The following is a 26,190-nucleotide window of genomic DNA, read 5'->3' as shown; positions in this document are numbered from 1 at the left end:
TTGACGAACGGTCGTTCACTTCCCTTTACACTGCTTTTTATCGCTTGCCAACCCGTAATGTTGGCGGCAAAATGCCTGTCTTTCGGGCAAAACAGACGGTTACAACATGGCGAACAAGCTCCTGCTGCTCAACGGCCCCAACCTGAATTTATTGGGGACGCGCGAGCCTGCAGTGTATGGCTCGACGACGCTGGCCGACATCGAGCAGGCAGCCCAGGCCCAGGCCGCCGCCGCAGGCGCCAGCCTCGCCTGCTTCCAGAGCAACCATGAAGGCGCCTTGATCGACCGTATCCACGCAGCAAAGACGGAGGGTGTGGATGCGATCGTGATCAACCCGGGTGGGCTGGCCCATACGAGCGTGTCGCTGCGCGATGCGTTCTCGAGCGTGGACATTCCGTTCGTGGAAGTCCACATCTCTAATATACATAAGCGTGAGGAGTTCCGGCACCACTCGTTTTTGTCCGACAAGGCGCAAGGCGTGATCTGCGGACTGGGAGCTGATGGATATCGCTTTGCCATCGACTTTGCGCTGAAACAGCGTTAATCTACGTCAACTTCACGCATCCTTGCGGATTGTGCATCACCTCACGCCGCATACTCACAAACAAATAATTCCAAGGGGTTTCACATGGATCTAAGAAAACTCAAGACATTGATCGACCTCGTCGCCGAATCGGACATCGCTGAACTCGAAGTCACCGAAGGCGAAAGCAAGGTACGTATCGTCAAGTCCTCGGCAATCCCGCAAAACCAGGTGATGATGGTGCCGCAGCAAGGCGTGCAGCAATTCTCGGCACCGGCCGTGACCGCCGCCGCGCCGGCACCGGCCGCAGCCGCCGCCCCGGCGGCACCGGCCGAACCGACCGGCCACGTCGTCAAGTCGCCGATGGTCGGCACCTTCTACCGCTCGTCGGCCCCGGGCGCCCCGGCCTTCATCGAAGTCGGCTCCACCGTCAAGGAAGGCGACACCCTGTGCATCATCGAAGCGATGAAGCTCCTGAACGAAATCGATGCCGACATCTCCGGCACCGTCACCAAGATCCTGGTGGAAAACGGCCAGCCTGTCGAATTCGGCCAGCCGCTGTTCGTGATCGGTTAATTCACTCCTCGCTACGGACAGAAGTCCGGAGACTTCCGGATGGATGTCTCCGGACTTCTGTCCTTCGGCTCCACCGATCCATGTCGTTCCCCGGCCGACCCGGCCGGGCACTCACAGAAACACCGAACTTACCATGTTTGAAAAAATCCTCATCGCCAACCGTGGTGAAATCGCGTTGCGTATCCAGCGCGCATGCCGCGAAATGGGCATCAAGACGGTCGTCGTGCACTCCGAAGCCGACAAGGACGCCAAGTACGTGAAACTGGCCGACGAATCCGTCTGCATCGGCCCGGCGCAATCGGCGCAAAGCTACCTGAGCATGCCGGCGATCATCAGCGCCGCCGAAGTGACCGACGCCGAAGCGATCCACCCGGGCTACGGCTTCCTGTCGGAAAACGCCGACTTCGCCGAGCGTGTCGAGAAATCGGGATTCGTGTTCATCGGCCCGCGCCCGGATTCGATCCGCATGATGGGCGACAAGGTCTCGGCCAAGCAGGCCATGATCCGTGCCGGCGTGCCCTGCGTGCCGGGTTCGGACGGCGCCCTGTCCGACGATCCGAAGGAAATCATCCAGACCGCCCGCAAGATCGGCTATCCGGTCATCATCAAGGCGGCCGGCGGCGGCGGCGGTCGCGGCATGCGCGTCGTGCACACCGAGGCCGCGCTGCTCAACGCCGTGGCCATGACCAAGACGGAAGCCGGCACCGCGTTCGGCAATCCGGAAGTCTATATGGAGAAGTACCTGGAGAATCCGCGCCACGTGGAAATCCAGGTGCTGGCCGACGAGCACAAGCAGGCCGTCTGGCTGGGCGAGCGCGACTGCTCGATGCAGCGCCGCCACCAGAAAGTGATCGAGGAAGCGCCGGCGCCGGGCATCCCGCGCAAGCTGATCGAGAAGATCGGCGACCGCTGCGCCGAAGCCTGCCGCAAGATCGGCTACCGCGGCGCCGGCACCTTCGAATTCCTGTACGAGAACGGCGAGTTCTACTTCATCGAGATGAACACCCGCGTGCAGGTCGAACACCCGGTCACCGAAATGATCACCGGCATCGACATCGTGCAGGAACAGATCCGCATCGCCTGCGGCGAGAAGCTGCGCTTCCGCCAGCGCGACATCATGCTGTCGGGCCACGCGATCGAGTGCCGCATCAACGCCGAGGATCCGTTCAAGTTCACCCCGTCGCCGGGCCGCATCACCGGCTGGCACCCGCCGGGCGGCCCCGGCATCCGCGTCGATTCGCACGCCTACGCCGGCTACTACGTGCCGCCGCACTACGACTCGATGGTCGGCAAGGTCATCGCCTACGGCGCCACCCGCGAGCAGGCGATCCGCCGCATGCAGATCGCGTTGTCGGAAATGGTGGTCGAGGGTATCCTCACCAATATCCCGCTGCACCGCGAACTGATGGTCGACGCCCGCTTCATCGAAGGCGGCACCAACATCCACTACCTGGAGCAGAAGCTGGCCCACAAGCCGGACCTGCCGAAGGACGGCGCGCTGGGCGCCAAATCCGACACCAAGTCGGCAGACGCAAAGGCAGATCAATGAGCTGGACCGAAGTCGTCATCGAGATCGCACGCGAGCACGCCGAGGCGCTGTCGGACGCCCTGATGGAAGCGGGCGCGCTGTCGGTCTCGGTGGAAGACGCGGACGAAGGCACGGCCGACGAGAAGCCCCTGTTCGGCGAGCCGGGCATGGTGCCCGAGCAGGCCGCCTGGGACCATAGCCGCGTCGTCGCCCTGACCGACGAAGGCGACGACCAGGCCGCCATCGTGGCCCAGGCCGCCGCCATCGCCGGCCTCGCGCAGACCCCGAAGTTCGCCACCCGCGCCGTCGCGGATGCCGACTGGGTGCGCCTGACGCAATCGCAGTTCGAGCCCATCCACATCGGCAAGAACATCTGGGTCGTGCCGAGCTGGCACGAGGCGCCGGATCCGGACGCCCTGATCCTCGAAGTCGATCCCGGCCTGGCCTTCGGCACCGGCAGCCACCCGACCACGCGCCTGTGCATGGAATGGCTGGAAGCCCATCCGAAGCCGGGCAAGACGGTGCTGGACTACGGCTGCGGCTCGGGCATCCTGGCCATGGTCGCCAAGAAGCTGGACGCCGGCAGCGTCGTCGGCGTGGACATCGACGAGCAGGCGATCGAATCGGCCAAGCTGAACGCCGAGCGCAACGGTTGCGAGATCGACTTCTACGTGCCGGACGACTTCGTCGCCTCGCCGCACGGCGGCGTGCAGTTCGACACGGTGGTGGCCAACATCCTGTCCAGCCCCCTGAAGCTGATGGCGCCGATGCTCTCGGGCCGCGTGGCCGAAGGCGGCTCCCTGATCCTGTCGGGCGTGCTGGCGCGCCAGGCCGAGGAAGTGGCGGCCGCCTACGCGCCGTTCATCAAGCTGGGCGTCTGGGCCGAACACGACGGCTGGGTTGCCCTGCACGGCCAGCGCGGCGCCGCCAGCGCCCCGCCGGCACGCGACGGCAACGGTAGCAACAGCGGCAGCAAATAAGGCATGGCGCTCGCCACCCGGTGCCCCCATTGCCACACCACGTTCCGGGTCGCCTCGGACCAGTTGAAGCTCCGCGGCGGCATCGTCCGCTGCGGCGCCTGCCAGCGCATCTTCGACGGCAGCGCCCACCTGGTCGACCTGCAGGCGCAGGCCCCCGCGCCGGCGCCTGCAGCTCCCCCGCCCGCAGCTCCCCCGCCCGCTGAAGACCCCGTCCATACGGTCGACCTCAGCCACACCTTCGATCCGCTCGGCATCCTGCCCGAGCCGGAACCATCGCCCGCACCTCCCGCTCCGTCCGAGCACGAGACCGCACCCGACAGCCATCCCGTCAGCTCCCAGCCGATGCAGGCCCCGGCCGCGCCGTTCGCGCCCGGCCGGCCGCAGGTATGGCGCACCGCGTCCCGCCCGCAGACTGAGGACGAGCGCGAGGACGAGCGCGAGAACGAGCCCGACCCTGCCGCCGCCGCGGTCGCCGAAGCGCCGCCGCCGACCGCATCGCTGGCGCCGGAACAGACTCCCCCTGCCGCCGTTGCCGCCGGCACCGACGCCGACGCCGCTGCGCCGACGTATGCGCCGGCCGACCGCGTCGAGCCGCACCTGGAACCGCTCTACGAGCCGCTGCAGGACGTGGTGACGCAGCCCGCGGCGGCACCCGATTCGGCAATTGAGCCGGCACTTGAGCCGGAATCCGCGCAAGTGCCCGAACAAGGGCTGGAGGACGAGCCGCAAGCCCCGCCGGCACCGGCCCCGGGATCCGCGCCGGTGCACGGCTACGCGCCCATGAACCGCATCGAACCGAGCTTTGGGCTGCCGGTGGACGAAGAGATCGTCGCGCAGGCGCTGCCGGACGACGACGAGCACGCGCCGGAAGCGGACGCCGAAGCGGAGCCGGAAGCTGAGCCGGAAGCGGGCGCCAAACCCGCATCCGCGCCGCTGCCGCCCCCGCTCCCCGGCATCCCCCCGGCCGCCCTGCCGCTGCGCGCCTCGGCCGTCGACGACGCGCCCGCCGCCGCCGTCGCCACGCCGGCCGCGCCGCGCTCGGCCCGCGGCAAGGCCGTGGAAGCGCGCACGCGCCGCTCCAGGCTGACGCCCACGAAGATCGAGCCGCCGCGCCTGCGCGTGCCGCACGACGACGTGGACGAACCCGAATTCGTCAAGCGCAGCCGGCGCCAGGAACGCACCGGCAAGCTGCGCCGCATGCTGCTGGGCGCGGGCAGCGCCGTGCTGCTGCTCGCGCTGCTGGCCCAGGCCGTGACGACCTGGCGCAACGTGCTGGCGGCGCGCAGCCCCGCGCTCAAGCCGGCGCTGGAAACGGCCTGCGCGCTGCTCGGCTGCCGTGTCGCGCTGCCGGCCCAGGTCGACAACCTGGCCATCGAGACGGGGGAACTGGCCACGCTGGGCCCGGGCACCTATTCGCTCCACACCCTGCTGCGCAACCAGGGCAACCTGGTGCAGGCCTGGCCCAGCATCGAGCTGGAACTGACCGACGACGACAACAAGCCCGTGCTGCGCCGCGTGTTCGCCCCGGCCGACTATCTACCGCGCGGCACGGCCGCGGAGGCAGGCTTCGCCGCGCGTTCGGAACAGCCGGTGCGCCTGCATTTCGCCCTGAGCGACGTGACGCCATCCGATTACCACCTCTTCGTTTTCTATCCCTGAGGCTTCAACCATGAACAAGACTTCGCTGATCTGCGGCTCGATCGCCTTCGACAAGATCATGCAATACCACGGCCGCTTCGGCGAAACCCTGCTGGCCGACCAGCTGCACCGCGTGAACGTATCGTTCCTGGTGCCGACGCTGCGCACCGAATATGGCGGCTGCGCCGTCAACATCGCCTACAACCTCGAGATGCTGGGCGGCGATCCGCTGATCATGGGCACCATCGGCCAGGACGGCGGCGACTACCTCGAGCGCATGGAAAAGCAGGGCCTGGCCACCAATGCCATCCGCACCATCGACAGCGCCTACACGGCCCAGTGCTTCGTCACGGCCGACCTGGACAACAACCAGATCAACGCCTTCCACCCGGGCGCGATGCAGCATTCGCACGAGAACAGCCTGGCCGACTACCTGCCGCTGCGCGTCGCGATCATCTCGCCGGACGGCCGCGACGGCATGATCAAGCACGCGCGCGACTGCGCCGAGCGCGGCGTGCCCTTCATCTTCGACCCGGGCCAGCAGCTGCCGATGTTCAACGGCGAAGAACTGCTGACCTTCATCGAGCAAGCCACCTACCTGGCCTGCAACGACTACGAATTCGAGATGGTGATGGACCGCACCGGCCTGTCGCTGCAGGACATCGCGGCGCGCCTGGACGCGCTGATCGTCACGCGCGGCGAGCACGGCTCGGACATCTACGCCAAGGGCGAGCACCACAAGATCCCGGCGGTGCAGGCCGAGCAGGTCGTCGACCCGACCGGCTGCGGCGACGCCTACCGCGCCGGCCTGCTGTACGGCATCGCGAACGACCTGGACTGGCCGACCACGGGCCGCCTGGCCAGCGTCATCGGCGCCATCAAGATCGCCCACCAGGGCGCGCAGAACCACGTCTTCACGGCGCAGGAGATCGTGCAGCGCTTCGAGGCGGCGTTCGGCTACAAGTTCTGACCGGGGTACAAAAAAAAGGCCCGCATGCAATGTGCGGGCCGGTCCACGCCTGGGGTGGGCACCAGGTGCCCCCCGACGGCATCAGTGGAACGCGAACAGCTGGCGCAGCACGTACTGCGCGATCTGCAGCAGGATGAAGGCCACCAGCACCGTGATGTCCAGGCCGCCCAGCGGCGGGATCACGCGGCGCAGGGGACGCAGCAGCGGCTCGTTGAGGGCGCGCACGAACGGCGCCAGCGGCGCGTGCGGATTGATCCAGCTGAAGATGACCTCGACGATCAGCAGGCCCATGAAGCCGTACAGGATCCAGTTCAGGAAGCGGAAGACCGCGAACAGCACGACGCCCTGCCCGCTCGCGCCGCCCAGCAGCAGGACCGAGCTGGCCACCAGCACCACCAGGAAAGCGCCGATCAGGCTGGCCCAGTCGTAACCGCCCATGCCCGGCACGATGCGGCGCAGCGGGCGCACCAGCCAGTCGGACAAGGTGAAGGTGAATTGCGCGATCGATGCGGGCGGGCGCACGCGGATCACCTGCATCCAGAAGCGCAGCAGCAAGACGCCGCCCAGCACACTGGCCACGGTATCGACGATCAACTGAAGAATGGGCAGCACAAGGACTCCTTAAAAAAAAACCGCCGTGCGGCGCCTCGAGACAGGCCCCACACAGCGGTATTTTGCCTCACCCAGAAGAAACGTGAGGCAAAAAACGCAGCGAAATACGGCTTACGGACGGCTGCTGGTCGGGAACGGCCATGCGGCCGGCGCGATCACGGACTTGGCGGCCGGCGTGGCGGCCGGCTGGGCGGCGCTGTCCTTGCCGTCCGCCTTGCTGTCGGCTTTCGCGTCGGCCTTGGTGTCCGGCTTGGCGTCCGACTTCACTTCCGGCTTGGTCTCGGCTTTCGCGTCGGCCTTCGGCGCGGCGGCTTTCTTGGCAGCCGGCTTGGCGGCGGTCTTGGCGGCCGGGGTAGCAGCCTTGGCGGCTACGGTCTTGGTGGCCGGGGCCTTGGCGGCAGCGGTCTTGGTCGCGGCCGGCTTGGCTGCGGTCGACTTGCTTGCAGCGGTCTTGGTCGCGGTCGACTTGGCGGCGGTCTTGGCCGGGGCCTTGGCGGCGGTCTTGGTCGCGGTGGACTTCTTGGCGGCCGGCTTGGCGGCGGTCTTGGTCGCTGCAGTCTTGGTCGCTGTCGACTTGGCGGCGGTCTTGGCCGGCGCCTTGGCAGCGGTCTTGGTCGCGGTGGTCTACGTGGCGGCCGGCGTGGCGGCGGTCTTGGTCGCGGTGGACTTCTTGGCGGCCGGCTAGGCGGAGGACTTGGTCGCTGCAGTCTTGGTCGCGGTCGACTTGGCGGCGGTCTTGGCCGGGGCCTTGGCGGCGGTCTTGGGCGCGGTGGACTTCTTGGCGGCCGGCTAGGCGGAGGACTTGGTCGCTGCAGTCTTGGTCGCGGTCGACTTGGCGGCGGTCTTGGCCGGCGCCTTGGCAGCGGTCTTGGTCGCAGTGGTCTTCTTCGCTGCGGTCGACTTGGCGGCGGTCGACTTGGTCGCGGCTTTCTTCGCTACCGGCTTGGCGGCCGACTTGCTTGCGGTCGACTTGGTGGTCGACTTGGCGGCGGTCTTGGTCGCTGTGGTCTTCTTCGCTGCGGTCGATTTTGCTGCGGTCGACTTTGTCGCGGCTTTCGTCGCTACCGGCTTGGCGGCCGACTTGCTTGCGGTCGACTTGGTGGCGGTCGACTTCTTGGCTGCCGGCTTGGCGGCGGCCTTGCTTGCGGTCGACTTGGTCGCGGTCGATTTCTTGGCTGCCGGCTTGGCGGCCGACTTGCTTGCGGTCGACTTGGTGGTCGACTTGGCGGCGGTCTTGGTCGCGGTGGTCTTCTTCGCTGCGGTCGATTTTGCTGCGGTCGACTTGGTCGCGGCTTTCTTCGCTACCCGCTTGGCGGCCGACTTGCTTGCGGTCGACTTGGCGGGCGACTTGGCGGCGGTCTTGGTCGCGGTGGTCTTCTTCGCCGCGGTCGATTTCGCTGCGGTCGATTTTGCTGCGGTCGTCGTGGTCGCGGCTTTCTTCGCTACCGGCTTGGCGGCCGACTTGCTGGCGGTCGACTTGGTGGTCGACTTGGCGGCGGTCGACTTCTTGGCTGCCGGCTTGGCGGCGGTCTTGGTCGCGGTGGTCTTCTTCGCCGCGGTCGATTTCGCTGCGGTCGATTTTGCTGCGGTCGACTTGGTCGCGGCTTTCTTCGCTACCGGCTTGGCGGCCGACTTGCTTGCGGTCGACTTGGCTGCGGTCGATTTGCTTGCAGTCGATTTGGCGGCGGTCTTGGTGGCGGCCGATTTGGTCGTGGCGGCTTTCTTCGCTACCGGCTTGGCGGCGGTTTTGGTCGCGGTCGACTTGGCGGCGGTCTTGGTGGCGGCGGCTTTCTTTGCTGCCGGCTTGGCTGCAGGTTTTGCTGCCGGTTTTGCCGCGGCCTTGGCGGCCGGCTTGGCGGCTACCGCTTTTTTCGCGACGGGTTTTTCAGCGGCTGCTTTTGCTGCCGGTTTGGCGGCTGCTTTTGCGGCCGGCTTTGCTGCTGGTTTCTTTGCGGCTGTTGCCATTTTAAATTCTCCTTCTCTGCGATGAGAAAATACGCTACAAGGTTTGAACCCGTCCAACCCGGTCTGCTTGGTCGGGCGAATTATTCATCGGCGCAAACGCGGTGTTTGCGTCAATGAATCCGGCACCAGCTGAACTGCTGCAACTCCTCAAGTCTGCAGCACTTCAGCCATCGTCGTCGCCGATGACCGAACGACTGGAGTTCGGTGGTTCGCTGCACTGTTCACATCGCTGCATCCGGTGAGATGCGAAAAGAAAAAGCCGCCATGCCCGACATTTATTCAGGCAATGCGGCTTGTTCTTTTCGCGAAGCTCACATGCATACTCAATGAATCAGCGCCCCATTTTTGATCGGATTTGCTTCCCGTTCGGACCGTGAATCCGGCTGAAAAACATTGCAGGATTCGCACTCTTCACGTTTTGACAAATTCAATCACGTAAAGTACACGAAAACCTTGTCAGTGCGCAACCCGCACACGGTATTTTTCGTGCCCTTTTCGCGAGGGATAACCAACGGCTTCTCGACTTCGTACGATCGCCGCGATCGCGATTGATTCTTTATGCGTTCGGCTCGGTCTCCAAAAACAAGCGCGCACATCGATGCGCATTCCACACTACGTCCATTTCGCGTCCGGTAAAAATCCTTTTATCGGCGCCGTGTTTATCTGCATTTCTTCGAATACGGCCTTTATTTAAAGGCTTTCTTCGTTTTCCGCTCCCGCCGCGCGGATCCGCAGCAAGTCCATTTTCGCGAGCCACGCCAGGCCGCGCAGCAACGCCGGGCGGTCGCAAGGACCGAGCGCGTCGAGCAGTTCGTCGACCTGCATCGGACGCGATCCGATCGAACCGAAGATCTGCCCGAATTCTTCCAGCGTCGGCAAGGACGCAACAGTAAAGCGGTTCAATGCGAGCTCGCGGTACTGGCGCACCAGCGCCAGCGATGCGTCGTTCGCCAGTTCGACCAGCGACAAGGGCGTGATCTGCATGCTCGGATACGTCGCGAACAAGGCGAACGGATCGAGCCGGTCCGGCACCAGTGCGGGCAGCGGCGGCGCGAGGACGGCATCGGCGCGGCGGCGCTCATCGAGCTCGCTCCACAGCATGCGGTAGCGCGCGAGCACGACGCCCCAGTCGAACTCCCGCTGCGCGCGCAGGCGCGCATTGGCGCCGAGTTCGCGGCGCAGGTTCGCATCCGCGATCAGGCGCGCGTAGGCCTGCTCCAGCAACGCGCCGTCGAGCGCCACCGCCTGGCTGGTATGACCGCAATACATGTCGTAGCTGTCCACGCCATCGTCGTAACGCTGCGCGAGATCAAGTCCCGCGCCTGCTCCCGGCATCAATGTCGGAATGCGATAGCCGTCCACGCCGTCGCGCACCGTGTCGCGGTAACCGTTCCAGTCGCTGACGACGCACGGCAGGCCGGCCGCCATCGCTTCGATCGGGGCCAGGCCGAAGGTCTCCTGCACGTTGTCGGCGAGCGCGGTGAACACGTCGGCGGCAGCCCAGGCGTCGCGTTGCTGCTCGGGCACGCGGCCGTCCAGCACCGTCAGCCGCACCGACGGGCACAGCGCCGCGGCGCCCTCGCGGAAGGCTCTCTCGATCCCTTCGTTGGCGAACCAGCCGCACAGGACCAGGTGCACCTGGCGCCTGCCAGTGGCGGTTTGCGCGAGGGCCGCCCGCTCGAGGGCCGCGAACATCTGTTGCGGATGCGCCTTGGCGTGGAAGGACAGGCGGCCGAGGAACAGGAAGGCGACGTCGTCGGCACCGATGCCCAGGCGCCGGCGCACGTCCGCGCGCCGCTCTTCGTCCGGCGCGAAATCGCGGCAATGCACGCCGAGCGGGATCAGCGGCAGTTGCGGCAGCTCGAAACGCTGGGCGCCGAGGCGCGCGCGCAGGTAGTCGGCCTGGCGCTCCAGGACTTCGCGCACGCTGTCGCGCACGACGCGCGACGTGCACACCAGCGCGTCCCAGCTGCGCAGCGGCGCCACCAGCAGGCCCGCGATCGCCGTCATCACGGCGTGGCTGGCCGTGGTGTGCGTGACGCCGCACAGGCTGTAGCTGCGCTCGCCCACGCCGAGGCGGCGCCAGGCCAGGCGGTCGAGCGCGGGCGCCGGCTGGTACAGCGTGCCGAACGGCGCGATGTCCTGCGGACGGCCCTGGGCGATGTGCACGACCTCGGCGCGGCAACCGTGGCTGCGCAGCATGCGCTCGCATTCCTGCGCGTGGGCGCCGCCCGCGGCAAAGCAGCCGATCGCCTGCACGTCCGCCGCCTCGGCGATCGCGCGCATCAGGCCGGCGCCCGCGGCCTGTCGTCCCAGCAGGCGCGGACCGTCGACCGCGTAACCATCGGGGACGAAGTGCAGCGCGAAGCGATCGGCCATCGCCCAGCTCATACGGATTCCTTCGGAGCCGGCGGATGCCGGTGGATGAAGAGGACTCGGGTCATGGCGCGCATCGCTCGTGTCACGGCGAATGGATCGTGTTCGGAATGAGCGCATGATAGCCCCACTATCATGCGCGTGGCGCGAGGCACGCGCGAAATCGTGCGATCGCTTGCGCGGCGTCGCCATCGAAGCGCCTCGAATGTGCGGTCGCCGCGTCGTTTCGCCCGTGGATTCAGGCTGTCTCGATCGCGATCGCGATCGCCGACCAATGCACGTCGACGACGGGCGTGCGCGTCTCGCGGTCGCGGCGGTAGCTGTGGAAGGTGAAGCGTCCATCGGCGCGCGTGTGGCACATCGTGCATTCGGTCCGGCCTGCCACCGCGTGCACGCCGACGCGGCGCAACTGGTGCAGGACGATGGCCGGCAGGTCGAGATGGCGCAGGCCGTCCGCCAGGCGCGGCGCGACGAGATGCGGATCGAGCCCCCAGCGCCCGACGAAGCCGTCGATCACCTCCTGCCCCACCTCGTAGCAGCAGGGGTGCGCGGCCGGCCCGATCGCCGCGACCCACTCGGCGGGGTCGCCGCCGCGTGCGCGCACCAGGTCGGCGAAAGCCTCCACGATGCCGCCATGGGCGCCGCGCCATCCGGCATGCAGCGCCGCCACTTCGCGCCCGTCGCGGCGCGCCAGCAGGATGGGCACGCAGTCGGCGGTGGCGATCGCCAGCAGCAGGCCGGGCCGGTCGGTGAGCATGCCGTCGGCTTCGCCGCAGTCTTCGCCCGCCCGCGTCGCGACGGCGATGCGGGTACCGTGGCGTTCGTGCTGGACGGGCCGGCGCGGCCAGTACTCCGGCCACAGCGCGGCCATGTCGTCATGGCGGGTGCCGAAGCCGTGCACGACGGCGGGAAGCTGGAGAAGCGGGCTGGCGAGCATGACGAGGGACGTTCGGAAGATGCGGGCGAGGATAGCATGCCGGTCATATCGGGAACGTGACAAGGGCGCGCAGGCTGGCGGACGGATGCTGTCCGTCCGCGTGCGCTCTATATGAGTATCCCTGCCCGGCCCCGATGCCGATGCCGATGAAGGCGCCAGGGAGGATCCCGGGCGGGTTCCGGAGCAGCGTAAACGCCGTCGCCCCTGTGCAGGCGGGAGCCCAATATTGCAAGCGCTTCGTTAACGCCGGCAAGATTTGGGCCCCTGCCTGCGCAGGGGCGACGAGGTAGTGCTTGAATCAGTCCCAGCTCAGCGCGCCGCCGGTCTGGTACTCGGTGACGCGGGTCTCGAAGAAGTTGCGTTCCTTCTTCAGGTCGATCATCTCGCTCATCCACGGGAACGGGTTTTCCTCGTTCGGGAACAGCGCGTCCAGGCCGATCTGCACGGCGCGGCGGTTGGCGATGAAGCGCAGGTAGCCCTTGAACATGGCCGCGTTCAGGCCCAGCACGCCGCGCGGCATGGTGTCTTCGGCGTAGCGGTATTCCAGGTCGACGGCCTGCAGGAACAGGGCCTTCAGCTCTTCGCGGAACTCGGCCGTCCACAGCTGCGGGTTTTCCATCTTGATCGTGTTGATCAGGTCGATGCCGAAGTTGCAGTGCATCGATTCGTCGCGCAGGATGTACTGGTACTGCTCGGCGGCGCCCGTCATCTTGTTCTGGCGGCCCAGCGCCAGGATCTGGGTGAAGCCGACGTAGAAGAACAGGCCTTCCATCAGGCAGGCGAACACGATGATCGACTTCAGCAGCTTCTGGTCGTTTTCCAGCGTGCCGGTCTTGAATTCCGGATCGTTGATGACGTCGATGAACGGGATCAGGAACTGGTCCTTGTCGCGGATCGACGGGATCTCGTTGTAGGCGTTGAAGATTTCCTTCTCGTCCAGGCCCAGCGATTCCACGATGTACTGGTAGGCGTGGGTGTGGATCGCTTCCTCGAAGGCCTGGCGCAGCAGGTACTGGCGGCATTCCGGCGCCGTGATGTGGCGGTAGGTGCCCAGCACGATGTTGTTGGCGGCCAGCGAGTCGGCGGTCACGAAGAAGCCCAGGTTGCGCTTGACGATGCGGCGCTCGTCCTCGGTCAGGCCGTTCGGGTTCTTCCACAGCTCGATGTCGCGCTGCATGTTCACTTCCTGCGGCATCCAGTGGTTGGCGCAGCCGGCCAGGTATTTGTCCCAGGCCCATTTGTACTTGAACGGGACCAGCTGGTTGACGTCGGTCTGGCCGTTGATGATGCGCTTGTCGTCCGCGTTCACGCGCTTGGCGACGTCGGCGGCGGAGGCTTCGGCGGTGGCTGCGGGTGCCGGCGCGGCGGCCGGTTCATCGTCCCAGGAGAGAGCCATGATGTGTTCCTTGTTTATCTAGTTCGCTTCACCGTCGTTCCCGCGGAGGCGGGAACCCAAGTTCTGCGAGCGCCGTCGAAACGCGTGCAGCTTGGGTCCCCGCCTTCGCGGGGACGACGTGCTTAAATTATTGGCAGGCTTCGCACTCGTCGAAACCGGCGTCGCCAGGACGCAGGTAGCAGGCGGCGCCTTCCGCGATCTCCGCGGCCGGTGCTGCCGGGGCCGGGGCCGACATGGCCGCGCTGGCGGCAGCTGCCGCCGCCGAGGTCGAGCCAACCGCGGCGGCCAGGCCGCCGTCGACCGGCACGGCGTTCAGGGCGCCGGTACGGGTGGTCGACTTCTCCATGTGCGTCGCCGCGATGGTGCGCAAATAGTAGGTCGTCTTCAGGCCGCGCAGCCAGGCCAGTTTATAGGTCTCGTCCAGCTTCTTGCCCGAGGCGCCGGCCATGTAGATGTTCAGCGACTGGGCCTGGTCGATCCACTTCTGGCGGCGCGATGCGGCTTCCACCAGCCACTTCGGCTCGACTTCGAAGGCCGTCGCGTAGATGTCGCGCAGGTCCTGCGGGACACGGTCGATGCGCGACAGCGAGCCGTCGAAGTATTTCAGGTCGTTGATCATGACCTCGTCCCACAGGCCGCGCGCCTTCAGGTCGCGCACCAGGTACGAGTTGATCTCGGTAAATTCACCCGACAGGTTCGACTTCACGTACAGGTTCTGGAACGTCGGTTCGATGCAGGCCGACACGCCGATGATGTTCGAGATGGTCGCGGTCGGGGCGATCGCCACGCAGTTCGAGTTGCGCATGCCGAACTGCTTGATGCGGTTGCGCACGACGGACCAGTCCATGGTTTCCGACAGGTCCTGCTCGAGGTAGCCGCCGCGTTCCTCGGCCAGCAGCTTGATCGAGTCCTGCGGCAGGATGCCGCGGTCCCACAGCGAACCTTCGTAGGAACCGTAGCGGCCGCGTTCCTCGGCCAGCTCGGTCGAGGCCAGGTAGGCGTAGTAGCAGACGGCTTCCATCGAGCGGTCGGCGAATTCCACGGCCTTGTCCGACGCGAACGGCACGCGCATCATGTGCAGGCAGTCCTGGAAGCCCATGATGCCCAGGCCGACCGGGCGGTGGCGCAGGTTCGAGTTCTTGGCCTTGTCGACGGCGTAGTAGTTGATGTCGATGACGTTGTCGAGCATGCGCATCGCGGTGCGGATGGTCTTCTGCAGCTTGACGATGTCCAGGCCGTCGCCCTTCATGTGGGCCGGCATGTTGACCGAACCCAGGTTGCAGACGGCGATCTCTTCGTCGTTCGTGTTCAGCGTGATCTCGGTGCACAGGTTCGACGAGTGCACGACGCCCACGTGCTGCTGCGGCGAGCGGATGTTGCACGGATCCTTGAAGGTGATCCACGGATGGCCGGTCTCGAACAGCATCGACAGCATCTTGCGCCACAGGTCCAGCGCCGGGATCTTCTTGTACACGGTCATTTCGCCGCGCGCCGCACGGGCTTCGTAGCCCAGGTAGGCTTCCTCGAAGGCGCGGCCGACCTTGTCGTGCAGGTCCGGCACTTCGGACGGCGAGAACAGGCTCCAGTCGCCCTTTTCCATCACGCGTTTCATGAACAGGTCGGGAATCCAGTTCGCCGTGTTCATGTCGTGGGTGCGGCGGCGGTCGTCGCCCGTGTTCTTGCGCAGGTCGAGGAATTCCTCGATGTCCAGGTGCCAGGTTTCCAGGTAGGCGCAGACGGCGCCCTTGCGCTTGCCGCCCTGGTTCACGGCGACGGCGGTGTCGTTGGCGACCTTCAGGAACGGCACGACGCCCTGCGACTTGCCGTTGGTGCCCTTGATGCGCGAACCCAGCGCGCGGACCGGGGTCCAGTCGTTGCCCAGGCCGCCGGCGAATTTCGACAGCAGCGCGTTTTCCTTGATGGCGTCGTAGATGCCTTCCAGGTCGTCGGCGACGGTGGTCAGGTAGCAGGACGACAGTTGCGAGCGGCGGGTACCCGAGTTGAACAGGGTCGGGGTCGAGCTCATGAAGTCGAAGCTCGACAGCAGGTTGTAGAACTCGATCGCGCGCGCTTCGCGGTTTTCCTCGCGCAGCGCCAGGCCCATCGCGACGCGCATGTAGAACGCCTGCGGCATCTCGATGCGGGTGTCGCGGATGTGCAGGAAGTAGCGGTCGTACAGGGTCTGCAGGCCGATGTAGCCGAACTGCAGGTCGCGGTCGGCGACGATGGCCTTGGCCAGCTTCTGCAGGTCGAACTTGCCCAGCTCCTCGTCGAGCAGCTCGGCGTCGATGCCCTTGGCGATGTACTGCGGGAAGTAGGTGATGTATTCCGCGGCGGCGCCGGCTTGCGGGGTTTCCTTGCCGAAGACTTCCTTGCGGATCGTGTGCAGCAGGATGCGCGCGGTGACCTGGCTGTAGGCCGGATCCTTTTCCATCAGCGCGCGCGCGGCCAGGATCGCGGACTTGTGCAGTTCCTCGACCGGCACGCCGTCGTACAGGTTCTTGACGGTTTCGGCCAGGATGGCGTCGGCATCGACGTGCTTTTCCAGGCCGGCGCAGGCGGCGTTGATCAGCGCGGCGACTTCGTTCATGTCCAGCGGACGGCGCACGCCGCCGTCGACGACATTGAACTGCGGCGCGGCGACCTGGGTGCCGCCGGCGGCTTCCTTGGCGGCGCGGCGCTCGTCCATGCGCTTGGCGCGGTACAGCACGTATTCGCGCGCGACGTCATGCTCGCCCGAACGCATCAGGGACAGTTCCACCTGGTCCTGCACATCCTCGATGTGGAAGGTGCCGCCGTTCGGCTGGCGGCGCACCAGCGCCGCGACCACGTTGCTGGTCAGTTCGGCGACCAGTTCGCGGATGCGCGCCGACTCGCGGGCGCCTTCGCCGTTCACCGCCAGGAACGCCTTGGTCATCGCGACCTCGATCTTGGTCGGCGCGAACGGCACCACGGCGCCGTTGCGGCGGATGATGCGGTAGTCGCCGTTCGCGACCAGCGCGTTCGCCGATCCCGGTGCCGCGTTCGAGTTGATGGAAATGTCCGAAGATGTTTGCATTGAGCCTCCAGGATGGCGTTCGTCGGCCACCGACGTGTGCGGGACCGCGGTGCGGCCCCATCGAGAGTGACAAAAGGGTGCTGCCAACTGGTCAAAATTGGCAGCCTATTAACTTTCTGCGAATAATAAAGAGGGGAGCCATGTTCCGGAAACCACTGCCATGGGGCCCCTCTGTTACCGATTCGTTGGTGTTGCTTTACTGTTGAGTTCCTTGTGGCAGACCACTACATCTAGTGGCGGACTGCGTTATGAACCTAATTGTAGTCGATATTCGGCAGGATCAAAGGGCCTCAGCCGATGATTTTTTTTATGCGTCCAGCTTGACTTTTGTTAAAGCGAGCACAGCCCAGCCATCGCCCGATAGTGAGCACTAACATGCCGTTTCAGGGGCGCGACGGTGGTGCATGCCTGTCACGGGCGCGTCATAAAAATTGCGTAAGAGAAAGTATTTATGGGGTGGAAAATCACGGTTCCGGCGCGTGGATGCCCAGCTTCTGCATCTGGTAGCGCAGCTGGCGCACGCTGATGCCGAGCAGGCCGGCGGCCTGGGTGCGGTTGAACTGGGTCTGCGTCAGCGCGCGCAGGATGATGTCGCGCTCGACCTGGCTCAGGTAGTCCGGCAGGTTGCTGGGCAGCGCGCCGTCGTCCGCCGGCGACGCGGCGACAGGCGGGGATTCGGACGCCGGTTCGGGCGGCGGTTCGGGCGGCGCTGAGGCGGACGCGGACGCGGGTGCCGGCGCGGATGCGGCCCCCTCCCCCGTGCGCGCGCCCTTGAGCAGCAGATCGCCGGCCTGGATCACGCCGCCGTCGGCAAACGCGAGCGCGCGTTCCAGCACGTTTTCCAGTTCGCGCACGTTGCCGGGGAAGGAATAGGCGCGCAGCAGGTCCAGCACGCCCGGCCCCAGGCGCGCGTTGTCCGGCCCGGCCAGGCGCGCCAGGATCGCGTCGACCAGCAGCGGCAGGTCGTCGAGGCGCTCGCGCAGCGGCGGCAGCGTCAGCTCGATCACGTTCAGGCGGTAGAACAGGTCCTGGCGGAACTGGCCCGCTTCGACGCACCGGGCCAGGTCCTTGTGGGTGGCGCTGACGATGCGCACGTCGACCGGCTCCTCGGCGGTGGCGCCGATCTTGCGCACGCGCCGCTCCTGGATCGCGCGCAGCAGCTTGACCTGCATCGCCAGCGGCAGGTCGGCGACCTCGTCGAGCATCAGCGTGCCGCCGTCGGCGGCCTGGAAGAAGCCGTCGCGCTCGTCGGACGCGCCCGTGAACGCGCCCTTGCGGTAGCCGAAGAATTCGGCCTCCATCAGCGCTTCGGGGATCGCGCCGCAGTTCACGGCGACGAAGGGCCCGGCGGCGCGGGCGCTGCGGGCGTGGATCTCGCGCGCGGCCAGCTCCTTGCCGCTGCCGGACTCGCCGTTGATGGCGATCGGCGCCTGCGAGCGCGCCAGCCGGTCGATCTGGGCGCGCAGCGCCTGCATGGCCGGCGAGGTGCCGACCAGGCGCGAATTCCCTTCCTGCCTGGCCGGCGCGGCCGCGGGCGCAGCGGCCGCCGGGGTGGCCGGCAGGTCGGACAGCTTGAGCGCCGAGCGCACCATGGTGCGCAGGTCGTCCAGCACCACCGGTTTCGAGACGTAGTCGAAGGCGCCCGCCTTCAAGGCCACCACCGCGTTCTCGGCGCTGCCGTAGGCGGTGATCACGGCGATGGGCGTGTCGCGGTGGCTGGCGGCGACTTCGCGCACCAGTTCCAGCCCGAGGCCGTCGGGCAGGCGCATGTCGGTCAGCACCAGCGCGTAGCGGGCGCGGTCGAGGAACTGGCGCGCCTCGCGCACGGTGGCGGCGCTGTCCACGTCCAGGCCCATCTTGAGCAGGGTGATCTCGAGCAGCTCGCGCAGGTCGGCTTCGTCGTCGACCACGAGGATGCGGGGGGAACTCATGCGGTTGCTGGCCTTCTTCGTCTGTCTCTCTATATATAGTAGCGCTCGCGCGCTCAGCCCGACGCGCCGAACGTGATCACGAACCGGCCGCTGGTGCCGCCGTCGTCGTCGGCGCGCACTTCGTAGTCGAGCATCGCGCCGTTGTTCAGGCACAGCTCGCGCGCCAGGTACAGGCCCAGGCCCGTGCCCTTGCTCGACGTCGTGTAGAACGGCTCGAACAGGTGGGCGCGCACTTCCGGCGTGATGGCGCGGCCGTCGTCCTGCACGTGCAGCTCGACCCGCGCCGTGGCGTCGAGCACGGGGAACACGCGGATGCTGGCAGGCTTGCCGCTGGCGTAGCGCACCGCGTTGCCGAGCAGGTTCACCAGCACTTCGCGCAGGTGCAGGCCGTCGAAGCGCACGGCCAGGCCGCCGGCGTCGCCGATGGCTACTATATCACCGCGCATGCCGTGGGTTTCCGTGAATTCCGCCCGCAGCTCGGCCAGGAACGGGGCCAGCGCGACCGGCTCGCCGTTCGGCTGCACCTTGCGCGACAGCTTCAGGATGTCCTCGACCATGCGGTTCACGCGGCCCACGTTGTCGTTCACGATGCGCAGCAGGCGCTGCTCGGCGGGACCGTGCAGGTCCTCGGCCAGCAGCGAGGTCGCGTGGCCGATCGCCGACAGGGGATTGCGCACCTCGTGCGCGATGCTGGCCGTCAGGCGGCCCATCGAGGCCAGCTTCAGTTGCTGCGCCTGGTTTTCGATGGCGCTCACGTCCTGCATGAAGATCACGCTGCGCTCGTCCTCGCCATGCGGCGTCTCCACGCGCGCGAAACGCAGCTTCAAATGCACCGGCTGGTCCAGCCGGCCGCGCGCGGCGCCCTCGTCCTCGTGCCAGCGCTTGATCGTCACGTAGTCGGCCGGCCCATCGTGTGCTCCGTGGGCCGCCCCGGCGCCGCCGATCCAGGCGGCGAAGCTGTGCGCCACCGGCTCGAACGCGGGCACGTCGGCCAGGCGGAAGCCGGCGCCCGCGTCGGCGCTCTTCTCCCCGCCGGCGTCCTCGGCCAGGCGCGCTTCCAGGCCGAGCATATGGCGCGCCGCCGGGTTGGCGCCGAACACCTGGCCGTCGCGGTCCAGCACCAGGATGCCGTCGCCGACGTCCTCGACGACGATACGGTACACGGCTTGCTGGATGCGCAGGTCGGTGCCGCGCCGCGCCGCCAGTTCCTCCTGGGAGATCAGGCGTTCGGCCAGGCGGTTCACCACCAGCACCAGGGCGAAGAAGGCGGCGCCGGTGAGGCCGGCCTGCATCAGCGGCGGGTCCTCGAAGCGCACGACGATCTGCCACATGGTCTCGGCCAGCACGAACAGCGTCGCCAGCGCGGCCGAGAACAGCGCCAGCAGCAGCGGCGCCAGCATGGCGGCGCCGGCCAGCGGGAACAGGTACAGCAGCGCCAGGCCGCTGCGCACGCCGCCGCCGGCCAGGTACAGCAGCGAGATCGCGGCGAGGTCCGTCATGACCTGGCCGGCCAGCTGCAGCAGGAAGCGCCGGCGCCAGCGATAGCAGGCGGCGGCGAACCCCAGCGCCAGCGCCATGTAGGCGATGCAGATCTCGGTATAGGTGGCGCCCGGCAGGTGGCCGCGGCGCGCATCGATGCTCAGGTACAGCAGCAGCACCAGCGCGATCACGATGCGGCTGACGGTGAACGTCTGCAGCGAGCGCCAGAAGGTCGAGCGCGACGCGGCAGTCAGGGTAGGCCAGGACGCCATGCAGCGCTGAGGGATCAGGCGGGGATCATCGAGGAACTGAGCGCGGAACTGAGCGCGGAACTCAGCGCGGGGCCGGCTGGTGCGCGTGCGCCGTGCTGCAGAAGTCGCGTCCGCCCACCCGCACCGCTTCGGACGCCGGGAAATACATGCCGCACTGGGCGCAGCAGGCCATCGGTTCGGAGCGGTCCTCGACGCGCTGCCAGGCTCCCGCGCCGCCGGCGCTACCGGCACCGGCGGACTGCGCCGGTCCCCTGCCCTGGGGCGCCTGGCCCTGGGCGCGCGCCATCGCGGCGCGCAGTTTGCTGCGCACGGCCATCACCACCAGGATGACGAGCGCAATCCAGAAAAGCAGTCGCGTCATACGAACCCCCGGTGCAGAACGACTTCAAACACGAAACGGCTGCCGACATAGGCCAGCGCCAGCGTAGCGAATCCCGCCAGCGTGAAGCGCAGCGCGGTCTTGCCGCGCCAGCCGCGCCAGCGGCGTCCGGCCAGCAGCGCGGCGAACAACAGCCACGACAGCAGCGCGAACACATTCTTGTGGTCCCAGCGCAAGGCCTTGCCGAACAGCTGTTCGGAGAACACGAGGCCCGACAGCACGGTCAGGCTGAGCAGGACGAAGCCGATCCAGATCATGCGGAACAACAGCTTTTCCATGGTCAGCAGCGCCGGCAGCTGGTCGATCGCGGCGCCCAGCCAGCCTTTCCTGGCGCTTTTCGTATGCAGGCGCGCCTCCTGCAGCGCCATCAGCACGGCGTGGAAGGCGGCGATGGTCAGCGTGCTGTAGGCCATGACGGCCACGGCGACGTGCCAACCGAATGCCGGCGACTGCGCCTGCACGGGCATCAGGTTCCCGGGGAACAGGGACGGCAGGATGGCCGCGACGGCCGCGAACGGCATCACCATGCGGCGCATGCCATCCAGCGCGAAATTGCGGTTCTCGATCCAGTAGGCGGCCACCGAGATCCACAGCGCCGCCGACAGCATGAAGGCGAAGCCGACGCGCAGCGTGCCGTTGGCGAGCATGTCCGGCCACAGCGCGGCCCCATGCAGCACCCAGGCCGCGGCCGTCGTGCCGGAAATGAGCGCGCCCCGCTTCGACGGCAGCAGGGCGCATACCGCGTACAGGATCGCCGCGGCAATGAAGAAGGTGGTTTGCATACCGGCGAGTCTACACCATCCCGGTCTACCGGGGTTGGCTTGCCAGAAGGTCAAGCCATGCAGGACGGCCCTTCTTACCGCTCAGTTCGGGGCCTGCGCGGCGAGCATCCGCCGTGGCGCCGGGGCCGCGTCCCCGCCCAGCGCCAGCACCACCTCGACGCCGCCGCCGGGACGGTTATGCAGCGCCAGTGTCGCGCCGATGGCCGCAGCCCGTTCGCGCATGCCGGCCAGCCCCCAGTGCCCCGGCAGGCCGGAGGCGATCAGTTCCTCGGCCATGCCGACGCCGTCGTCGGCCACGCGCACCACCAGGCCAGGTCCGCTCCAGTCCAGCGTGACCTCGATCCGCCGCGCACGGGCATGGCGCAAGGCATTGGCGACCGCCTCGCAGGCGATGCGATGGACCTCGGCCTGCGTGTCCGGATCGAGCGTGCGCGGCTGGCCCGTTTCGCGCCACGCCACGTCGACGTCGTCGCCGGTACGCAATAGCGCGACACTGGCGGCCAGCGCCGACGCCAGGTCCGGGGCGCCGGTCCCGGAACGCAGGCCGAGCACCTGGCTGCGCCCTTCCTCGGTGACCTTGCGCGCGACGTCCAGCAGATCCTCGATCTGGGTGCGTTCGCCGGATCCCGGCAGCAGGCGGGCGGCGAAGGCGTCCAGACGCAGGATGAGCGCATGCAATCCTTGCAGGAAGGTGTCGTGCAGGGTGCGCGCGATGCGCTCGCGTTCCGCGATGCGCTCCTCGGTGCGCGCCTGCCAGGTCCGCTTGAGCTGCGCCAGGCGCAGCGCGTACAGCAGCCAGGCCGCGGCGCCGGCCAGCAGGACGCACAGGACGAGGAACCAGCGGGTCTGGACGAAGGTCGGCGCGATCCGGAAAGGCGGCGTGGTTGCGGCCGGCCCCGCCACGCCGTCCTCGTTGGTGGCCTGGACCTCGAAGCGGTAGGTGCCGGGCCCCAGGTTGGTGTAATACGCGGAACGCTGGCCCCCCGCTTCCTGCCAGGCGGCGTCGACGCCGTCCAGGCGGTAGCGGAAGCGCACCCGCTCCGGCATCGTCATGCTGGGCGCCGCGAAGTCGAAGCGCAAGCGGGTGGTGCCGGCGCGCAGCGTACCGGCCGCGCCGCCCTCGTAGCGCTGCTCGTTGGCGACCAGCGCCTGCACGCGGGCCTGCGGCGCCGTCGTGTTGCGGCGCAGGCGCGTGCGGTCGTACACGGCAACGCCGTCCAGGCCGGCCACCCATAACCTGCCGTCGGGCGCCAGGCGCAGTGTCGGCGACGGCGAGCTGCCGTAGCCGCTGCCGGGAAAGCCATGCAGTTCGTCCCAGAGTTCGCCGCGCAGCGGCTGGCCGCGATCCGCCATGCTGCGCCGCCACGCCGCGGCGGGCACGCGGAACAGGCCGCGCGCCGTGCCCAGCCAGCGGTTACCGTCCGGCGTCGCCACCAGGCCGGACACGTTGGCCAGGTCGACGCCCTCCGCGCGCAAGGGACGGAAGCGGCCATGCTGCAGGACGGCCATGCCGCCCTCGCCGCTGATGACCGGATCGGCCTGCGCGTCGACGAAGGTGACCGCGCCCAGCGCGATGCCGTCGCCGGGGCCGTATTCCGTATGCCGGTCGCCGTCGACCAGCACCACCCCATTGTTGCGCGTGCCGAACCACGTGCGGCCGGCGCCGTCGACGAAGGCATAGATGACGCCGGCCAGCCAGGGATGCGCCGACGGCGGCTCCCAGGCGCCGCCGCGCAGGCGGAACAGGCCGCGGCCGTTGCCCAGGTACAGCCAGATGCCTTCGCGGTCTTCCGCCAGCAGCAGCACCGCATCGCGCGCGACGGCGCGCCGGCCGCGCGGCGGCATCGCATGGCGCGCGACGATGCGGTCGCCCAGGCGGCGCTCGATCGTGTTCCTGCCGGCGACGAGGACCGTGCCGTCGCGGCCCATGGCGACGATCCCGCTGCGCTGGTCGCTCCGCTGCGCCGCGACGTCGTCTCCCTGCGCGCGCCACAGGCGGCCATGCAAGCCTGCGTCGCTGGTCGCGATCCAGACCGCGCCCGTCCGGTCCAGGGCCAGTCCCGGCCAGTTCGAGTCCGGCAGGACCAGCGGCACCAGGCGCGTGTCGCGCAAGCGTTCCAGTCCGGCCGCGGTACTGGTCCACAGGTTCCCCTCGCGGTCTTCCATCATGGCATTGATGCTGGCCGAGCCGATTTTGCCGTCGCGGACATCCGGCCTGCCGCTGTCCAGGTCGGGAAACACGTCGCGGCCCGCGATGCGCGCCGGGCGCCGCATGCACAAGGCCTTCGGACAGCCCCCGGTCCAGTAATTGCCGTCGCGGTCGAACAGGGTCACCATGGTGCTGTTTCGCACCGGCGATGGCGGCGGCGCTCGCCAGCCGCCCGGCGGCGCCGGCAGCAGCCGCACCGTCACGCCGTCGGCCACCCAGACCCGGCCGTCCGGCGCATCCACGATCGTCGCGCCGGCCGCGAGCTCGACGACCGGCGCGAAACGGCCGGCACCGCGGTCCAGCAGGTAGACATGGCGGTCATCCGCCGCCCACACCCGTCCATAGGGGTCGCGGTGGACATCACCGCACCAGCCGTCCGGGAAGCCGCGATCCGCACCGAAGCGCTCCCAGCCGCCGGCACGATAGCGCCACAGTCCCGTGGTCGATGCGACCCAGGTATCGGCGCCGTCGGGGGCGAAGGCGCTCACCGAACCGATCGGCTTTCCCGGCACCCCGGCCAGGTGGCGCAGGTGGCCGTCGCGCAGGACGCTGACGCCGCCGTACAGGTAGCTGATCCACAGTTCGCCGTTCGGATGCGCCCGCAATGCGCCGATGTATTGCCCCAGCAGGCGTTCGCCCGGTCTCGGCCGGAACAGCTCGAACTTCATGCCGTCGTAGCGATACAGCCCCGAGGGCGTGCCGAACCACATCCAGCCGTCGGCTTGCTGCGCGATCGACATGGCATGGCGCGGCGCACCGGCGCGCACGCCGAAGGTGTCGAGACGATAGGAGGCAAGCGGCGTGCGCGGATCGAGCGCGTGTGCCGGCGCGCCGTGCAGGAAAACGGCGAGTGCAAGGGCGAGGGAGCGCGACGGGAGCGTCATCGCGCCAGCGTATCCAAAAAGGAATGGCCGCGCAATACGCGGCGGCCGCGGACGCCGGAATGCTAGTCGACGGCGGCGGCGCGCATCTCGGCGTGGTGGTGGCGCTGCTGCTCTTCCATGACCAGCATGCCCAGCTCGCGCTTGAGGGCATTGAATTCCGGCGCGGCCGGGTCGCGCAGGCGCGGCAGCTCGACGATGAGGTCGCTCTTGATCGTGCCGGGCCGGTAGGTCATCACGACGATGCGGTCGGCCAGGTAGATCGCTTCCTCGATGCTGTGGGTGACGAAGACGATCGTCTTGTCGAGCTCCGCCCAGATGCGCAGCAATTCGTCCTGCAGGTTGCGCCGCGTGAGCGCGTCGAGGGCGCCGAACGGTTCGTCCATCAGGAGGATCGGCGAATCGAGCGCCAGCACCCGCGCGATCGCCACGCGCTGGCGCATGCCGCCGGACAGGTCCCTCGGATAGCGGCCGGCGAAGTCCGCCAGCGCCAGCATCTCGAGCAGCGCGGCCACGCGCGCGGCGATCTCGGGACGGCGCTGGCCCTTGATCTGCAGGCCGAACCCGATGTTCTGCTCCACCGTCATCCAGGGGAACAGCGCATATTCCTGGAACACCATGCCGCGCTGCGGCCCCGGTCCCATGACGGGCATGCCGTCGGAGACGATGGTGCCGGAGGTCGGCGGGGCGAAGCCGGCGATGGCATTGAGCAGGGTCGACTTGCCGCAGCCGGAAGGCCCGAGCAGGCAGACGAACTGGCCGTGCGGGATGGCGAGGCTGATGTCCTGCAGCACCGGCGTGCTGCGGCGGTCGCCGGCGAAGGCCTTGGTGACGCGGTCGATGACGATGGATGCGTGCATTCAGTGCTCCAGGCCGCGGTGCCAGCGCAGCAGATGGTTGTTCAGGCGGTTCATGCCGGCGTCGATCGCCAGCCCCAGCAGGCCGATGGTGGCCATGCCGGCGATGATCTTGTCGGACCAGAAGTACTCGCGCGCCTCGATGATGCGGAAACCGAGGCCGTTGTTCACGGCGATCATCTCGGACACGATGACGACGATGAAGGCGGTGCCGATGCCGATCCGCATGCCGGTCAGGATGTAGGGCACGGCCGCCGGCAGGATCACGCGCACGAACATGGTCGGGCCGTCGGCGCCGAGGTTGCGCGCGGCGCGCAGGTAGATGCCGTCGACCTGGCGCACGCCGGCCACGGTATTCATCAGGACGGGGAAGAAGGCGCCCAGCGCGATCAGGAACACGGCCGGCGCATTGCCCAGGCCGAACCACAGGATCGCCAGCGGGATGTAGGCGATGGGCGGGATCGGCCGCAGCAGCTGTACGAGGGGATTCAGCCAGGCGTACACGACGCGGCTCGTGCCCATCGCCAGGCCCAGCGGCAGCGCCAGCGCGGTGCCGACCGCGAAACCGGCCCCCACCCGGTACAGGCTGCCGAGCGCGTCGTGCAGCAGTTCGCCGGACACCAGCCAGGCCAGCCACCCGCCCGCGCCGCTTTCCCGGAAGCCGGCGTAGTCCTGCAGCGGCAGCAGGTAGTCGAGCCACTTGTGCCAGACCTGCAGCGGCGCCGGCAGCACGTTGCGGTCGGCCCAGCCCAGCGCCGCCACGGTCTGCCAGGCCAGTAGTGCCACGAGCGGCACCACCAGGCCCACTGCGAGTTCCTTGGCCTTGTACTTGCTCATGCTC

The 26,190-nt window shown here is 67.8% G+C and carries 21 protein-coding genes; 7 read left to right on the top strand and 14 right to left on the bottom strand.

What is annotated here, in order from left to right; genetic code table 11:
- Window positions 1-106 precede the first annotated feature (106 nt).
- The 6 genes from aroQ (at window position 107) to QPK32_RS18895 (ending at window position 6,215) form a co-directional block, all read left to right on the top strand.
- A complete protein-coding gene (gene aroQ / locus QPK32_RS18920; RefSeq protein WP_290414349.1) occupies window positions 107-544 on the top strand; it encodes a type II 3-dehydroquinate dehydratase in 438 nt (145 codons plus the stop codon).
- Window positions 545-628: 84 nt separating this feature from the next.
- Window positions 629-1,099: an acetyl-CoA carboxylase biotin carboxyl carrier protein gene (gene accB, locus QPK32_RS18915; RefSeq protein ID WP_290414348.1), complete on the top strand. Its 471-nt coding sequence runs from the start codon at window positions 629-631 to the stop codon at window positions 1,097-1,099.
- Between the two features lie 133 nt (window positions 1,100-1,232).
- On the top strand, window positions 1,233-2,648 hold the full coding sequence (accC, locus tag QPK32_RS18910) for an acetyl-CoA carboxylase biotin carboxylase subunit (protein WP_290414347.1): 1,416 nt from the start codon (window positions 1,233-1,235) through the stop codon (window positions 2,646-2,648).
- Window positions 2,645-3,607 carry a 50S ribosomal protein L11 methyltransferase gene (gene prmA, locus QPK32_RS18905; protein ID WP_290414346.1) on the top strand — a complete coding sequence of 321 codons (963 nt, stop codon included), beginning with the start codon at window positions 2,645-2,647 and terminating at the stop codon, window positions 3,605-3,607. Before accC ends, prmA begins: the two co-directional genes overlap by 4 nt.
- A 3-nt stretch (window positions 3,608-3,610) precedes the next feature.
- A complete protein-coding gene (locus QPK32_RS18900) occupies window positions 3,611-5,266 on the top strand; it encodes a DUF3426 domain-containing protein (protein WP_290414345.1) in 1,656 nt (551 codons plus the stop codon).
- Between the two features lie 10 nt (window positions 5,267-5,276).
- Window positions 5,277-6,215: a carbohydrate kinase family protein gene (locus QPK32_RS18895; RefSeq protein WP_290414344.1), complete on the top strand. Its 939-nt coding sequence runs from the start codon at window positions 5,277-5,279 to the stop codon at window positions 6,213-6,215.
- 81 nt (window positions 6,216-6,296) lie between these two features.
- On the opposite strand, the gene QPK32_RS18890 is transcribed toward QPK32_RS18895, so the two are convergent.
- Complete coding sequence (locus QPK32_RS18890; RefSeq protein WP_290414343.1) at window positions 6,297-6,827, bottom strand: YggT family protein; 531 nt, start codon at window positions 6,825-6,827, stop codon at window positions 6,297-6,299.
- A 111-nt stretch (window positions 6,828-6,938) separates the two neighbouring features.
- Window positions 6,939-7,094 carry a hypothetical protein gene (locus QPK32_RS18885; RefSeq protein WP_290414342.1) on the bottom strand — a complete coding sequence of 52 codons (156 nt, stop codon included), beginning with the start codon at window positions 7,092-7,094 and terminating at the stop codon, window positions 6,939-6,941.
- On the opposite strand from QPK32_RS18885, the gene QPK32_RS18880 reads away from it, so the two are divergent.
- A complete protein-coding gene (locus QPK32_RS18880) occupies window positions 7,078-7,512 on the top strand; it encodes a hypothetical protein (protein WP_290414341.1) in 435 nt (144 codons plus the stop codon). The genes QPK32_RS18885 and QPK32_RS18880 overlap by 17 nt on opposite strands.
- A 104-nt stretch (window positions 7,513-7,616) precedes the next feature.
- On the opposite strand, the gene QPK32_RS18875 is transcribed toward QPK32_RS18880, so the two are convergent.
- From QPK32_RS18875 to QPK32_RS18820, 12 genes are all read right to left on the bottom strand, one after another.
- Window positions 7,617-8,792, bottom strand: coding sequence for a hypothetical protein (locus tag QPK32_RS18875; protein WP_290414340.1), 1,176 nt, complete (start codon window positions 8,790-8,792; stop codon window positions 7,617-7,619).
- A 690-nt stretch (window positions 8,793-9,482) separates the two neighbouring features.
- Window positions 9,483-11,183, bottom strand: a complete 1,701-nt coding sequence (locus tag QPK32_RS18870; protein ID WP_290414339.1) for a glycosyltransferase family 4 protein — start codon at window positions 11,181-11,183, stop codon at window positions 9,483-9,485.
- A gap of 223 nt (window positions 11,184-11,406) precedes the next feature.
- Window positions 11,407-12,105, bottom strand: a complete 699-nt coding sequence (locus QPK32_RS18865; RefSeq protein ID WP_290414338.1) for a polyphenol oxidase family protein — start codon at window positions 12,103-12,105, stop codon at window positions 11,407-11,409.
- Between the two features lie 298 nt (window positions 12,106-12,403).
- Entirely contained in the window at window positions 12,404-13,501 is a 1,098-nt protein-coding gene (locus QPK32_RS18860; RefSeq protein ID WP_290414337.1) for a ribonucleotide-diphosphate reductase subunit beta, read from the bottom strand.
- 127 nt (window positions 13,502-13,628) lie between these two features.
- Entirely contained in the window at window positions 13,629-16,559 is a 2,931-nt protein-coding gene (locus QPK32_RS18855) for a ribonucleoside-diphosphate reductase subunit alpha (protein WP_290414336.1), read from the bottom strand.
- A gap of 464 nt (window positions 16,560-17,023) precedes the next feature.
- The gene (locus QPK32_RS18850) at window positions 17,024-18,490 is read right to left on the bottom strand and encodes a sigma-54 dependent transcriptional regulator (RefSeq protein ID WP_290414335.1); all 1,467 of its coding nucleotides are present in this window, start codon (window positions 18,488-18,490) and stop codon (window positions 17,024-17,026) included.
- A 53-nt stretch (window positions 18,491-18,543) separates the two neighbouring features.
- Window positions 18,544-20,241 carry a PAS domain-containing sensor histidine kinase gene (locus QPK32_RS18845; protein ID WP_290414334.1) on the bottom strand — a complete coding sequence of 566 codons (1,698 nt, stop codon included), beginning with the start codon at window positions 20,239-20,241 and terminating at the stop codon, window positions 18,544-18,546.
- A 61-nt stretch (window positions 20,242-20,302) separates the two neighbouring features.
- Complete coding sequence (locus QPK32_RS18840; RefSeq protein ID WP_290414333.1) at window positions 20,303-20,602, bottom strand: PP0621 family protein; 300 nt, start codon at window positions 20,600-20,602, stop codon at window positions 20,303-20,305.
- A complete protein-coding gene (locus QPK32_RS18835) occupies window positions 20,599-21,402 on the bottom strand; it encodes an inner membrane protein YpjD (protein WP_290414332.1) in 804 nt (267 codons plus the stop codon). The genes QPK32_RS18840 and QPK32_RS18835 overlap by 4 nt, the downstream gene beginning before the upstream one ends.
- A gap of 81 nt (window positions 21,403-21,483) precedes the next feature.
- Complete coding sequence (locus tag QPK32_RS18830) at window positions 21,484-24,495, bottom strand: sensor histidine kinase (RefSeq protein ID WP_290414331.1); 3,012 nt, start codon at window positions 24,493-24,495, stop codon at window positions 21,484-21,486.
- Between the two features lie 62 nt (window positions 24,496-24,557).
- Window positions 24,558-25,352 (bottom strand): ABC transporter ATP-binding protein, encoded by a 795-nt coding sequence (locus tag QPK32_RS18825; protein WP_290414330.1) that lies wholly within the window; start codon window positions 25,350-25,352, stop codon window positions 24,558-24,560.
- Complete coding sequence (locus QPK32_RS18820; protein ID WP_290414329.1) at window positions 25,353-26,186, bottom strand: ABC transporter permease; 834 nt, start codon at window positions 26,184-26,186, stop codon at window positions 25,353-25,355.
- Window positions 26,187-26,190: the final 4 nt, after the last annotated feature.

The organism is Massilia sp. YIM B02763 (assembly GCF_030412015.1).
Lineage (GTDB): Bacteria > Pseudomonadota > Gammaproteobacteria > Burkholderiales > Burkholderiaceae_D > Telluria.
This window is presented reverse-complemented; position numbering and strand designations above follow the sequence as displayed.